At 40.5% G+C, this 13,248-nt stretch carries 9 protein-coding genes; 5 read left to right on the top strand and 4 right to left on the bottom strand.

Translation table 11 applies throughout. From position 1 onward, the window contains the following. Nucleotides 1-77 precede the first annotated feature (77 nt). Complete coding sequence (locus HWQ36_RS23740) at nt 78-335, bottom strand: hypothetical protein (RefSeq protein WP_292707082.1); 258 nt, start codon at nt 333-335, stop codon at nt 78-80. Nucleotides 336-709: 374 nt separating this feature from the next. Between HWQ36_RS23740 and HWQ36_RS23735 the strand changes: the two genes are divergently transcribed. Continuing rightward, the gene (locus HWQ36_RS23735) at nt 710-898 is read left to right on the top strand and encodes a hypothetical protein (RefSeq protein ID WP_292707080.1); all 189 of its coding nucleotides are present in this window, start codon (nt 710-712) and stop codon (nt 896-898) included. A gap of 211 nt (nt 899-1,109) precedes the next feature. Here the strand turns inward: HWQ36_RS23735 and HWQ36_RS23730 are convergent, their stop codons facing one another. The 3 genes from HWQ36_RS23730 to HWQ36_RS23720 form a co-directional block, all read right to left on the bottom strand. Next, on the bottom strand, nt 1,110-2,846 hold the full coding sequence (locus HWQ36_RS23730; protein WP_292707077.1) for a diflavin flavoprotein: 1,737 nt from the start codon (nt 2,844-2,846) through the stop codon (nt 1,110-1,112). 129 nt (nt 2,847-2,975) lie between these two features. Then, a complete protein-coding gene (locus HWQ36_RS23725; protein ID WP_292707075.1) occupies nt 2,976-3,488 on the bottom strand; it encodes a phosphate-starvation-inducible PsiE family protein in 513 nt (170 codons plus the stop codon). 132 nt (nt 3,489-3,620) lie between these two features. Beyond that, entirely contained in the window at nt 3,621-5,351 is a 1,731-nt protein-coding gene (locus tag HWQ36_RS23720; RefSeq protein ID WP_292707074.1) for a diflavin flavoprotein, read from the bottom strand. Between the two features lie 209 nt (nt 5,352-5,560). On the opposite strand from HWQ36_RS23720, the gene HWQ36_RS23715 reads away from it, so the two are divergent. The 4 genes from HWQ36_RS23715 (at nt 5,561) to HWQ36_RS23700 (ending at nt 13,237) form a co-directional block, all read left to right on the top strand. Further along, nucleotides 5,561-6,520: a pyridoxal-phosphate dependent enzyme gene (locus HWQ36_RS23715; protein ID WP_292707072.1), complete on the top strand. Its 960-nt coding sequence runs from the start codon at nt 5,561-5,563 to the stop codon at nt 6,518-6,520. A 108-nt stretch (nt 6,521-6,628) separates the two neighbouring features. Continuing rightward, nucleotides 6,629-8,419, top strand: coding sequence for a DUF262 domain-containing protein (locus HWQ36_RS23710; RefSeq protein ID WP_292707070.1), 1,791 nt, complete (start codon nt 6,629-6,631; stop codon nt 8,417-8,419). A 267-nt stretch (nt 8,420-8,686) separates the two neighbouring features. Then, nucleotides 8,687-11,653 (top strand): isoleucine--tRNA ligase, encoded by a 2,967-nt coding sequence (gene ileS, locus HWQ36_RS23705; protein WP_292707068.1) that lies wholly within the window; start codon nt 8,687-8,689, stop codon nt 11,651-11,653. A gap of 429 nt (nt 11,654-12,082) precedes the next feature. Beyond that, on the top strand, nt 12,083-13,237 hold the full coding sequence (locus tag HWQ36_RS23700; protein WP_292707065.1) for a histidine decarboxylase: 1,155 nt from the start codon (nt 12,083-12,085) through the stop codon (nt 13,235-13,237). Nucleotides 13,238-13,248 lie beyond the last annotated feature (11 nt).

Here is a 13,248-nt window from a genome sequence, read left to right as displayed (position 1 = left end):
CGCTCAATTTTAAGCACTGAAGTGCTTACTACAAACTTTTATAACCCTTCAAATTTTATGAGACAGACTACTAGAATTCACCTTAGTAATCCAAGAGCCATTTCAAGGTACATCTTAGCCTTGTGCAAGTTCAGCATATTCTCTTGGTCGTATCGGTCAGGGTAGCTCATAGCCTTTCCCTCCATCGTTAGCTTAATCAGCGCCGCTTGCTCATCAGTGGGTGAGTTCATCTCATCTACTACCCCTTCGAGGAATTGAATAACACTGAAACCTGGTGACTTTAACCCTCTTCCTTGCCTTAATTGAGCGAGTGCTATCTGTGGAAATGCCATCAAGGTGACAATCCAACTAGTACCGCAAGGCGGAATTCGTAATTCGTAATAGAGCCTCCGGCACGCTACGCGAACGTAATTCGTAATTAACTGTTCGCAAGGGTTTCAGACATTCCAAATGGTAGGTTTATTTCCGCCGTGACGTACTAGTCTTGTAGCCTCCATTTCCAGTAGGCTTTAGTCCGTAACGCCTACACAAGTCTCTCAACTCAGCAGTGGTTTTGATTTCGAGTTCTGACCTTGTGAACATAAAATAGAGTTACCCATTTGTAAAAGTGGTATCGGTGGTGAACTTGTTTTGCTGACGTGAACACCACCGACTTAAAACTCTATTCTTTGGTAGACATTGAATCAAGCGTTATTTATATTTCTCAACAATGCCTAATCCTAAAGGGAACCCACAAAATTTTGAACCAATCAAGTCTGATAGAGAAGAACCTTTAGATGGAAAACTTACTATTCGTGTCACCAAGGCAATGGAGAAAGAGGTAAAGGCACAAGACGATCCTCCTGAATTCTGTAGAGAAGCTATACAGAAAGCGCTAGATGAGAAAAAAGGGAAGTAGTTTAATTTATTTCGAGTATGACTCTAACAACTAAAACAATACCCTCCTGTTAAAGAGGGCATTATTGCTAAGTTCAAGAAAGGATGTTTTCAAATTTGATCGGGTAAATTTTCCTTGTTCCCATCTGCATGGGGACGAGAGAATTAAACCCAAAAATTACGAATTACGTTCGCGTAGCGTGCCGGAGGCTCTATTACGAATTACGAATTAGTTAATAATAGCTGCCAGATTTTCGATGCTCCAAAGCAGTGATACCATCATTTTCCAACACCTCACCGCGATCGATGACGGCATAAATTAACCATCGATCGCCACATTCAAGCTGATTTTGCACCGTACATTCTAAATAGGCTAATGCCTCATTCAAAATCAAACAACCATTCAGAGCAGTTTTTGTGTCAAGATTTGCAAAGGGATTATCGCCTAAAGTGCTATGACGAGAAAAATAGCGTCGGACATTTCTTCCTTCTCTGAGGATATTCAGCACAAATTTATCACCAGGATGATGCATTAACTCTGCATTCTGCTCGTTAGCGATCGCAATCATAATCCCTGGCGGGTTAAAAGTTGCCTGCGATACCCAAGAAGTTAAAACCCCTTTGTGAGTTTCTTCATCACGAGTTGTCACAACACACAGAGAACCAATGATCCGCCCCACCGCTTGTTCGGTACGATCTACGTGGGTTTCTGTCACAATCTGGCGGGAACTACGAAGTTTTTTGGTTTTCTTCAAGTTTTGGGCAAAAAAAGCACCTGCTTCTTGACACTGCTGAAGAATTTCAGAAGTAGGGCTAAAACGCACCCGAATTGTTTCAAACCCTAGTTGATAATTTGCATCTTTGAGCTTGCTTTCGATTAAATCTATTGCCTCGCCACTCCAACCGTAGGAACCAAACACCCCTGCTAACTTAGTTTTAGCTGCCACCGAGAGGACGATTCCTAAAGCTGTTTGAATTTGAGTCGGTGCATGGCCGCCTAAAGTGGGTGAACCGATAATCAAGCCATCGCAAGTTTCTACAATGCGGTTAATTTCGGCAGAATCGGCTAGTTCACAGTTGATTGATTCTACATTAACTCCATTTTGGATCAAACCTTGAGCGATCGCATTCGCCATAATTGCTGTATTTCCATAAGCAGAAGCGTAAAGCAAAGCGACACTCAATTCTTGAGATTTTTGTCCTTGACACCATTGACGGTAATCATAACTAAAACGACTGAGGCTGTAACGAACAACTGGCCCGTGTGCTGGGGCATAACATCTAGCTCCCAGAACCGAGATTTTATCTAAGGCTACTTCAACTTGTTTCGCTTGGGGCGCATGGAGACATTCAAAATAATAACGACGTTCCGCATCTAACCCTTTCCAATCTTCATCAAACAAAGTATCTTCGCAAATATGAGCGCCGAAAAGCTTATCTGTGTAGAGAATTTTCGTTGCAGAATCATAAGTGCAAAGTCCATCAGCCCACCGGGGAGTGGGTACGGTGACAAATGATAGATGATGTCCTTGTCCTAAATCTAGAGTATCTCCCGATCGCACCGCTTGAATAGGTGATTCAAATTCGGGAAAGGCAGTTTTTAGGGCATTGGCGGCGGGGCGAGAACAAATGAGAGTAGCTTGAGGAACCAGAGAGAGCAATACTTGTAAAGTTGCTCTGCGGTTGGGGTTGATATGACTGAGAACAATGTAATCTAGGGTGATAAAATCTAAATTTTGTGCTAGTTGCTCAAGGTAAATTTCGGTAAAAGATTCACCGGGAGGGTCAATTAAAGCCTTTTTATCAGCTTGAATCAGATAAGAATTTGCTGTAGTTCCCCGTTGACGGGAATACTCCACCTCAAATTTTAGTCTGTCCCAAGTCCGCGATCGTAGAATCAGAGTATTTTTACCAATTTCAGCAACTTGGACATCTCTGCTATGGTTGGGCGTTAATGTTGCAACAGACATAATAACCTCTTTTAATATGGGGATTGGGGCATGGAGAAGAGACAAGGTAGACAAGGAAGAGGGGGGAGACAAGGAAGAGACTTAATTTTAATAATTCCCCCTTGTCCCCCTCATCCCTATTCCCTACTCTTAATGACCATTAGTTTGTGTTAATTCAGACTTAGCTCGGCTTCTATAGCGTTTAGATACTTCTTGTTCGGGATCGATACCTTCAAAGGTAGGGGGTAGCCAAACTCGGAGAAACAGTAGTATTCCCAGCACTAATAAAAAGGCACAAGTTGCTAAAACTTGACTCCAACTTGTTTCTAGAACACCTTTAACAATGACTTCTCGCAAGGCGGAAACGATGGAAACTTCAACAGCTACCCCAATAGACACTCGATGTTCTTGTAGGTAAATAATCAGCAGTCGAAATAACTCAACTAAGATAAGTAAAAAGAGAATATCGGCAGTAACAGCATGAAAATCGAGAGGCGGAAGTAAGGAGAGAAACATATCTCTCACCTGAAGCACCATGAAGCTAAATAAACCGATACACAAACAAATCACAATTATATCTTGGATAAATTCCAAGGTTCGCACAACGCGCCCTCGATTGATTTCGTACATCGTAATCGGAGTATTCTCAACAGATTTATACATAGTTTTTTGGGAGTTTGTAGAGACGCGATTCATCGCGTCTATGGAAAGCAAGGTAAATAAGGCAGACAATGGGACAACGAGAATGACAAATGACAAATGACAAATGACCAATGACAAATGACAAATGACTATTTAATAATGATTGCCAATTTTGCGGTGATGGGCGGCGGTAAGCGCATCTAGCTTGGCAACTCTTCCAGTTTGGACTGTGCTATAAATTACCCAATGATCTCCACAATCCATGCGGCTAGTAATTTCACATTCCATATAAGCTAAAGCTTCAGCTAAAACGGGCGATTCATTGTTCGCCGGATATGTTTTCACCCCGGCAAATCTGTCTGCACCAGGAGCAAAACGCTTGAGGAAATGTTTCATTAATCCTTGATATTTGCCTTCTTCTAAAACGTTTAAAACAAAGCGATCGCCAACGTGCATCAAAGATTCAATTGCCCGGTCTTTGGATACTGCGATCGCAACTCCTAAAGGCTCAAGACTGGCTTGTGTCACCCAAGAAGCAAACATTGCACTCTGAACTTCTCCTTTTTTGGCGGTGATGATGTATAGTCCTGTGCTAATCCGCCCTAAAGCCTTCTCTAGTTCGGTATTGATAGATTTGATTTGTTTAATGGTGCGATCGCGGTTTAACCATTGACCTAAATCTGTCCCCGCTTCATCACAAAGCTGTTCTGTTGCTGGAGTAGGAATTTCTTTAACTAAAATAGGAGGAAAAGCTTCAGTTAATCCCAGTTCTTGAAACTTATTGCGTAAGGGATAAATGGGTTCATCTTCTCCACCCCCCGACTCTAATAAACCAATTGCTTGCTTTTTGTGAATAGCAGCTAAAATTGTACTTAAAGCTGCTTGAGCCATCACCGAAGATTGGGGTGGCATTGCAATTACTAAACCAGAAGATTGTGCAACTAATTCTCGAACTTCTTGAGGTTCGGAACTATTGAGAGGAACTAATTCCACTGCCACGCCTGTTTTCGCGCATCCATGAGCTATGGTACGGACTAACTGCTCGCTATGCCCGTAATCTTCCACATAAAATAAAGCCACTAAAGCCTCTGTTTTCGCTTGTTCTAAACTCCAGTTTTGATACAGTCCCAGCCATTCGGAAATATAGTGTTGTAATAAAGGGCCATGTCCTGTAGCAACTGTTGCTATTTCTAACTTTTCAATCCGCTTTAAAGCTGCTAAAACAGACCGGGCATTAGGCCCCATAAGACAATCATAATAATATTGAAAGTCTTCCTCAAGTAAGGTGATATTTTCATCATAAGTGTGGTCATCACAGTAGTGCATCCCAAACACATCACAGGTGTAAAGAGTGCTAGTTTTGTGGTCGTAAGTAAAGATTGTGTCAGGCCAGTGTAAGTTAGGTGCAGAGATAAATTCTAATTCGTGTCCGTTGCCTAAATCTAATCGCTCTCCACTTTTCACCTGCCTTGAATTAAAAGGCTGGTGAACCATATTTTCTAAAAATTGAATAGCTACTTTAGCACCGACAACAGTAATAGATGGAGCTAATTGCAAGATATTTTTCACTAAACCACTGTGGTCTGGTTCTGTGTGGCTAATAATCAAATAATCTATTTTAGCCGGATCAATTAATCCCACCAGTATCTCAAGATATAATTCCTCAAACTTGCGGTGAGATGTGTCAACTAAGGCAACTTTTTCTCCCTGAATTAAAAAAGAATTATAGGTCGTACCATTCCGTAAACCAAACTCGACATCAAAACGTTCTCTATCCCAGTCTAGACAACGAATAGCAGTTGTTTGAGGAGCAATTTCAACAGTTTGAACTGTCAAACGTCCTGGGTTGGGAGTAACTTGAGTGGGCTGTATGAGTGCAACCATTTGTTTTCTCCAAAAAGATTGTTATCTGAAGCGAGTGTTATGTCTCTTATATTTACCTGAAATAGTCAATTAGTAAAATGCCAATATCTAAAGCTAATCATCAGAAACTTTTATTCATCATTTAGATTTATTTACCATTGGAATTACTCAATGTTTATCATCAATAATGAATGTGAGAAAATGTAGATAATCAGTTAGAATGGTTTTGCATGTCATTAATATTTTTTCCTCCTCCCATACAACAAATCAACAGCGAAATCATCCGTCGCGCTGGTGTTGATCTGTATGTGCTACGCCTGGATCTCATGCACCCGTGGGTTAACGGCAACAAGTGGTTTAAGCTGAAATACAATCTTTTAGAGGCCAAAGAGAAAAATTTTACAACGCTGCTAACCTTCGGTGGCGCTTATTCCAATCACATCTATGCAACTGCGGCGGCTGGTAATCTTTTCGGTTTTCGCACCATCGGCGTAATTCGCGGGGAGGAGAGGCTACCACTAAACCCGACGCTGAGTTTTGCTGTCCAACAGGGTATGCAGCTTGTGTACCTGAACCGCGAAATGTATCGACAGCGCAACACACCAGTGCTAGAGGAATCTCTGCAACAACGCTTCGGTGAGGTGTTTATCATTCCCGAAGGTGGAAGTAATTTAAATGGTGTGCGCGGCTGTATGGAGATAGTTGGTGATGCGATGCCTACGGCTGGCTACGCCTACGCATTTAATCATATATGCGTAGCCTGCGGTACAGCTACCACACTAGCGGGTATTGCGCTTTCGTTGTATGAAGGACAAAGAGCGATCGCTTTTCCCGTTCTAAAAAATGGCGCATTTCTTGCACAAGAAATCGAAAGTTTATTGACAAATTACCTCGCCTCTGATTTACCTACACCATCTAACTCCCCCGCTTCCTGGGAATTAATGTGTGATTACCACTTTGGCGGCTATGCAAAGGTGAACGATGAGTTGCTAATGTTTAGCCAACAGTTCAGGGAAGAGCATGGTATACCCCTTGATTACGTATATACCGCAAAAATGTTTTACGGAGTGATGGATTTACTAAAGCAGGGATTTTTTGGTAAAGGCGATTCTTTGCTGCTGGTACATACAGGAGGCTTACAGGGCAACATTGGCATGGAAAAAAGGTTGCAGAGATTTTCTAAAATTTGAGTTGCCACTTAATTAAATATCAGTTAGCTTTGTATGGAATTTTACTAAAATTAGTTAAATTTACACGCCAATCTTGATATTTACTCAAAGTTAGGTAAGGTTAATTTAATGTCTACATACACTGATCGCATTCAGCCAACTGATTCTGCCATTGCTACCTATTTAGATAATCTTTTAGCTAGAAAGTATCAAATTCCCACTTTTCAACGAGATATCGTCTGGGAGAAAGAGAATGTTAAAAAGCTCTGGGATAGTATTTATAAATTTTACCCGTTAGGAAGTATTTTAATTTGGAAAACTAGTACAAAGCTAGAAAGCCATAGAGAAATAGGAGGTATTAAACTTGCTGACGATTTTTCCTCTAACGAATACCAATATATTTTAGATGGACAACAAAGGACTACTGCCCTTCTAACCTCAATATATGGAGATAAGAATAAGATTGCTTGCAAAAATAAGTTTAACTCAACGCTATATGTAGATTTGACTATTGAATTTACTGATGCAACAGATGATATAAGTTACATCAAAAGATTTCTTTTTTGGGATGAGATAGATGATAACAATGGGCAAAACAAATTAAATAAAAGTAGAAATAAACGTTATGAGGAAAACCTGATTGTCAAGTTAGAAGATATTAAAAATGATTATAAAAATCTTGAAAAAAATCTTCATAAAGGTGGCTACGGTGATTTTGATCATCCCTATAGAGAACAGCTAGCGAAGTGCAAAGAAGTTTTGGACAATTATAGAATGTCCTTTATTGAATTACGCGGTATTGAAGTCGCGGAAGTCTGCCAAATATTTGAGCGGATTAATCAAGCTGGTAAACCTTTGGATATCTTTGATATTGTGGTTGCAAAGACTTTTCGTTCTGAAGATAAGACAAATAATATCTCTGGGTTCTATCTTCGTGAATTATTTGATAAATTTAAAAAAACTATTTCTAGTAGTCAATATGCCAGTATTGATAATTGGACATTGCTTCAGATGCTAGCTGTAGTGGTAAAACTTGAATTTCCCGAAGCCGGGATACAAAATATTACTGACAAATATCTTAATGAGCTAAAAACAGAGCATATTGAAGCTGTATGGTCTGATTTTAAAATAGCAGTTGCTAAAACTTTTAATTTCTTTGATAATTGTTTGCATATCAAGGGTGGAAGATTAATTCCTTACCGATATTTATACCTTACTATCACAGCATACTTTTATCGTAATTTTAAACCTGATTATAATTTTTTATATAAGTATTTTTGGTATTATAGTTTTCATAACGAAGAGTTACTAACAAATACTACCCAACTCTGGCAAAACATAAACTTTGTTAACCAACAAAAGGCTAATAATATTTATTCATTCAATAAATTTGAAATTGATAAAAATCGTTTAAGAAAATCTTTCTATAGTTATAGAGGTCGTTTATCCAGAGCCATACTATCACTTTATGCAAACCACAAGCCGCAAGATTGGGCAAAACCCCATAACGATGTTTTATCTGATGTTTATTACTTACTTACAGATAAGCCTAACTTGCACCACATATTTCCAGTTAACTTTATTAAACAAAGTGGCATCGCTAGTCAAATAGAATGTGACAGCTTGATGAATATTGCCTATCTGTCTCAAATAACTAATTTGAACATTAGCGATAAAAATCCATTAGATTATCTCAAAGAATATGACGAGCCTGGTTTAGAGACAGTGCTACGCTCTCATCTTATACCAACTATTATTCTTGAATGGTCAAGAGCCGATGCACTTCCTGAACACGCCCTAACCATTTTTATTGAAGAAAGGATAAACCTATTATTAGAGGCTTTGAGGCTGAAGTTAGACGGGATTGAATTTAATGTTTTTGATATGGGCAATCGCACAGATATAGCGGTTCCCAGTTGAGTGAGGTACAAAAACCCCACCCCCAACCCCCTCCCCGCCGCAGGATGCGCGAAGCGCTGTAGTGAAGCAAGTGGCGTGGATTTAGGGGGATCTTACGATATTTTGCATTGTGTATAGACTTGTGTGTACACTCTAGCCGAAGCGGAGAGGGGCTGGGGGAGAGGTCAAATAATTTTTATCAAACTTACATTAAAGTAGCAAATTTTGGTTTTCCTGCCATCTTCTATAATTGATAAAACCTGCACACCTAATTCTAGGCATGAGACTGTGACCGAATCAGGAAGTTACAAAGATACTGTAAACCTACCCAAGACTAGCTTTGATATGCGGGCAAACGCCATCAAGCGTGAGCCTGAAATCCAAAAATTTTGGGAAGAAAATAAAATTTACGATCGCCTCTTTGAAAATAACCCCGGCGAATTATTTATACTGCACGATGGGCCTCCCTACGCTAATGGCTTACTCCATATTGGTCATGCTTTAAATAAAATTCTCAAAGATATTATTAATCGCTACCAACTGCTACAAGGTCGTAAAGTTCGCTACGTTCCTGGTTGGGATTGTCACGGATTGCCAATTGAGTTAAAAGTTTTGCAGAACATGAAGTCAGCAGAACGGCAAAGTTTAACGCCTTTACAACTGCGGCAAAAAGCGCAAGAATTTGCCCTAGCAACGGTAGATAACCAGCGCCAAAATTTTCAACGCTACGGTATTTGGGGTGATTGGGATAACCCTTATCTAACTCTGAAGCCGGAATATGAAGCGGCTCAAATTGGCGTATTTGGTCAGATGTTCTTAAAAGGCTACATCTATCGAGGTTTGAAGCCGGTTCACTGGAGTCCGAGTTCTAAAACCGCTTTGGCTGAAGCTGAGTTGGAATATCCTGAAGGTCACGTTTCCCGCAGTATCTATGCAGCTTTTGCAATCACAGGTTTGGCGGAAGCTGTAAAACCACTGTTGGCTGAATATCAGTCAGATTTGGGTGTGGCTGTTTGGACAACTACACCTTGGACAATTCCGGGGAATTTGGCGGTGGCGGTGAATGCAGATTTGAACTATGCAGTGGTGGAAGTGGAACCCCACCCCCCAACCCCCTCCCCGCAAGCAGGGAGGGGGAGTGAGGAAGTTTCTCCGTCAACGGAGAGGGGGAGTGAGGGGGTGAGTTTCCGCTATCTCATCGTTGCTGCTGATTTAGTGGAGCGTTTATCTTCAACTTTGGGAGTTGAGTTAACTGTAAAAGCCACCTTTAAGGGGAGTGACTTAGAACATACTACTTATCGTCATCCTCTATTTGACCGCGAAAGTCCTGTTGTTGTAGGCGGTGATTACATTACTACTGAATCGGGTACTGGGTTGGTACATACTGCACCCGGTCATGGTCAAGAAGACTACATCGTTGGCCAGCGCTACGGTTTACCCATCCTTGCACCAGTGGATGACAACGGCAATTTTACCGAAGAAGCGGGACAATTTGCTGGGTTGAATGTGCTGGGTGATGGGAATCAGGCGGTGATTGATGCCTTAAATGCGGCTGGTTCCTTGTTGAAGGAAGAAGCATATCCCCACAAATATCCTTATGATTGGCGGACAAAGAAACCAACGATTTTCCGCGCTACTGAACAATGGTTTGCTTCGGTGGAAGGATTTCGGGAAGAAGCACTAAAGGCGATCGCAACGGTAAAATGGATTCCAGCCCAAGGTGAAAATCGCATCACGCCAATGGTGGCGGAACGTTCCGATTGGTGTATCTCTCGTCAGCGGAGTTGGGGTGTACCCATTCCCGTTTTCTACGATGAAGCTACGGGTGAACCACTGCTGAATGAAGAAATTATCAACCACGTTCAAGGAATTATCGCAGAAAAAGGTTCTGATGCTTGGTGGGAATTATCCGTTGAGGAGTTATTACCAGAATCCTATCGTCAAAATGGTAAGTCTTACCGCAGAGGTACAGACACAATGGACGTATGGTTTGATTCTGGCTCATCTTGGGCGGCTGTCGTCCAACAGCGTCCAGAGTTACGCTATCCTGCTGATATATATTTGGAAGGTTCCGACCAACATCGCGGTTGGTTTCAGTCAAGCTTGCTGACCAGTGTAGCAGTGAATGACATTGCACCTTACAAAACTGTACTAACTCACGGCTTTGCTTTGGACGAACAAGGCCGGAAGATGAGCAAATCAGAAGGAAATGTGGTTGACCCCAATACAATCATTGAAGGCGGGAAAAATCAAAAAGTAGAACCAGCTTACGGTGCAGATGTCTTGAGATTGTGGGTATCATCGGTAGACTACTCTGGCGATGTTCGCATTGGTAAAAACATCATCAAACAGATGAATGATGTTAGAGGCAAAATTCGCAATACGGCGAGGTTTTTGCTGGGTAGCTTGGATGATTTTGACCCAGAAAAAGATGCAGTTCCCTTTGAGGAATTGCCAGAACTTGACCGTTATATGCTGCACCGCATCACTGAGGTATTTGAGGAAGTAACCGTTGCCTTTGAGAGTTTCCAGTTCTTCCGCTTTTTCCAAACAGTGCAGAATTTCTGCGTGGTGGATTTATCCAACTTTTATTTGGATATTGCCAAAGATAGGCTGTATATCAGTGCAAAAGATGCTTTCCGCCGTCGCAGTTGTCAAACGGTGCTGAAAATAGCTTTAGATAATTTAGCACGAGCGATCGCACCAGTGTTATGCCACACCGCCGAAGATATCTGGCAATATCTCCCCTACAAAACACCTTACAAGTCGGTGTTTGAGGCCGGTTGGGTGCAGATTGAGGAAAAATGGCGTAATCCAGAGTTAGCGGAATTTTGGTCAGCATTACGACAACTCCGCACCGATGTTAATAAGGTATTAGAACAAGCCAGGATAGAAAAACTCATTGGTTCTTCCTTGGAAGCGAAAGCTTTGATTCATATACCTCACAAACAGTTAGGCGATGCTATCAAAGCTTTTAACCCGGTTAAGGGTAACGGGATTGATGAACTGCGGTATCTATTGCTGACTTCCCAAGTGGAATTGTTGGATTCTGCTGAAGGGTTGCAAGGATTAAAATATACGGCGCAGACTGAAGACTGGGGAATTGGTGTAGTCAATGCAGATGGGCAAAAATGTGTTGGCAAAGCCTACACGAAGTGTATTCGCTGTTGGAACTACTCTACTCGTATGGGAGAATCAGCAGAACATCCCTTAATTTGCGAACGGTGTGTTGCAGCCTTAGCGGGAGAGTTCTAGTAAATATACCTGAGTTAAACGAAACTCTCCCTGCCTTGAAATAAAGTTAAAGTCTTTCCCTCTCAGACTCGGAGAGGGAAAGTTTTGTGTATTAAAAACAGGGAAAGGTATTTTCATTCAGGTAATTAGATGACACTACATCATCCGTATAATTCACGTTAAATCAGGTTGTAGTCACCGCCTAAAAAAGATTTTTTACGTGATACACATCATGGTTATTTTGTAAAGCACGTAAGTTCTAAGGGTAATATATTTATGAACAAAAAAACAGGTGTTTTTACTGAAGCTCGCTAAGTACTTTCACCATATCCTTTTCATGTATAGAGCAGAGTTACAGTATTATGAAGAAAACATAAAGGTATGGATTAATACGTAATTTTTCGCTTAAAACATCCATTAACTTAATCAAAATTCAAGAGATAGAAAGATATGTCAAGTAAAGTTGCTACAGAGTTGTCAGATTTTTTGCTGCAAATAGAACAGCGATCGCAGTTTCATGCAGGCTATCCATATAATCTAAGTTGTGACTACAGTGCGATCGGCAAATTTTTCAATCATCTGTTAAATAATGCTGGAGATCCTTATATTGAACCAGATTTTGGTCTCCATTCGCGGAAGTTTGAGCAAGAAGTATTATCTTTTTTTGCTCAACTCTATAAAATTCCAGAAAATCAGTTTTGGGGTTATGTTACTGCCGGTGGAACTGAAGGTAATTTATATGGAATTTTCTTAGCAAGAGAAATCTACCCTAATGGGATTCTTTACTCATCACAAGACTCTCATTACTCAATTCCCAAAGCTGCGAAATTATTCCGCATTCAACATAATGTTGTGAATTCACAAATTAATGGAGAAATGAATTATGACCATTTTGAACAACTACTTAGCGAAAATCGTAGTTATCCAGCCATCATAAATTTAAATATTGGGACTACTGTCAAAGGTGCAATTGATAACTTAGATAAAGTTCTAGAAATTTTAGAGCGCAATCAGATTAAAGATTACTACATTCATTGTGATGCTGCACTTTCAGGGTTAATATTACCATTTTTAGATAGCGCACCGCAAGTTAACTTTCAAAAACCTATAGACAGTGTAGCTATTTCTGCTAAATTCATTGGTTCTCCCTTACCTTGTGGTGTAGTTTTAACGAAGAAAAAATGGGTAGAAAAAGTTGAAATAGAAATTGAATATATTGGTTCCAAAGATACAACTATTCTGGGATCTAGAAATGGTCATACCCCCCTAATTCTCTGGTATGCAGTGCAAACAAGAGGTTATGATGGGTTAGCTAAAGAGGCAAAGACCTGTATTCATAATGCTCAATATCTTTTTCAACAACTTCAAATCAGAGAATACCCATCTATGTTAAATAATTTTTCCAATACCGTCGTGTTTCAAAAACCTTCTCAAAGGTTAATTAAAAAGTGGCAATTAGCAGTTTTTGAAAATTGGGCACACCTGATAGTCATGCAAAATATTAGTCGGGAGAAAATCGATATTTTTATTAATGAACTATTGTTAGAAGAAGGGTTAATTAATAACGCAGAAGATTTCCGGCTACAGCCGGTATTACAACACTAATGTAGATTCTC

The organism is Nostoc sp. NMS2, from assembly GCF_017115105.1.
GTDB lineage: Bacteria > Cyanobacteriota > Cyanobacteriia > Cyanobacteriales > Nostocaceae > Nostoc.
This window is presented reverse-complemented; position numbering and strand designations above follow the sequence as displayed.

Bases quoted from the DNA above. Each gene is read 5' to 3' on its own strand.
- HWQ36_RS23735 (WP_292707080.1), top strand. From the start codon at position 710: ATGCCTAATCCTAAAGGGAACCCACAAAATTTTGAACCAATCAAGTCT.
- HWQ36_RS23730 (WP_292707077.1), bottom strand. From the start codon at position 2,846: ATGTCTGTTGCAACATTAACGCCCAACCATAGCAGAGATGTCCAAGTT.
- HWQ36_RS23725 (WP_292707075.1), bottom strand. From the start codon at position 3,488: ATGTATAAATCTGTTGAGAATACTCCGATTACGATGTACGAAATCAAT.
- HWQ36_RS23720 (WP_292707074.1), bottom strand. From the start codon at position 5,351: ATGGTTGCACTCATACAGCCCACTCAAGTTACTCCCAACCCAGGACGT.
- HWQ36_RS23715 (WP_292707072.1), top strand. From the start codon at position 5,561: ATGTCATTAATATTTTTTCCTCCTCCCATACAACAAATCAACAGCGAA.
- HWQ36_RS23710 (WP_292707070.1), top strand. From the start codon at position 6,629: ATGTCTACATACACTGATCGCATTCAGCCAACTGATTCTGCCATTGCT.
- HWQ36_RS23700 (WP_292707065.1), top strand. From the start codon at position 12,083: ATGTCAAGTAAAGTTGCTACAGAGTTGTCAGATTTTTTGCTGCAAATA.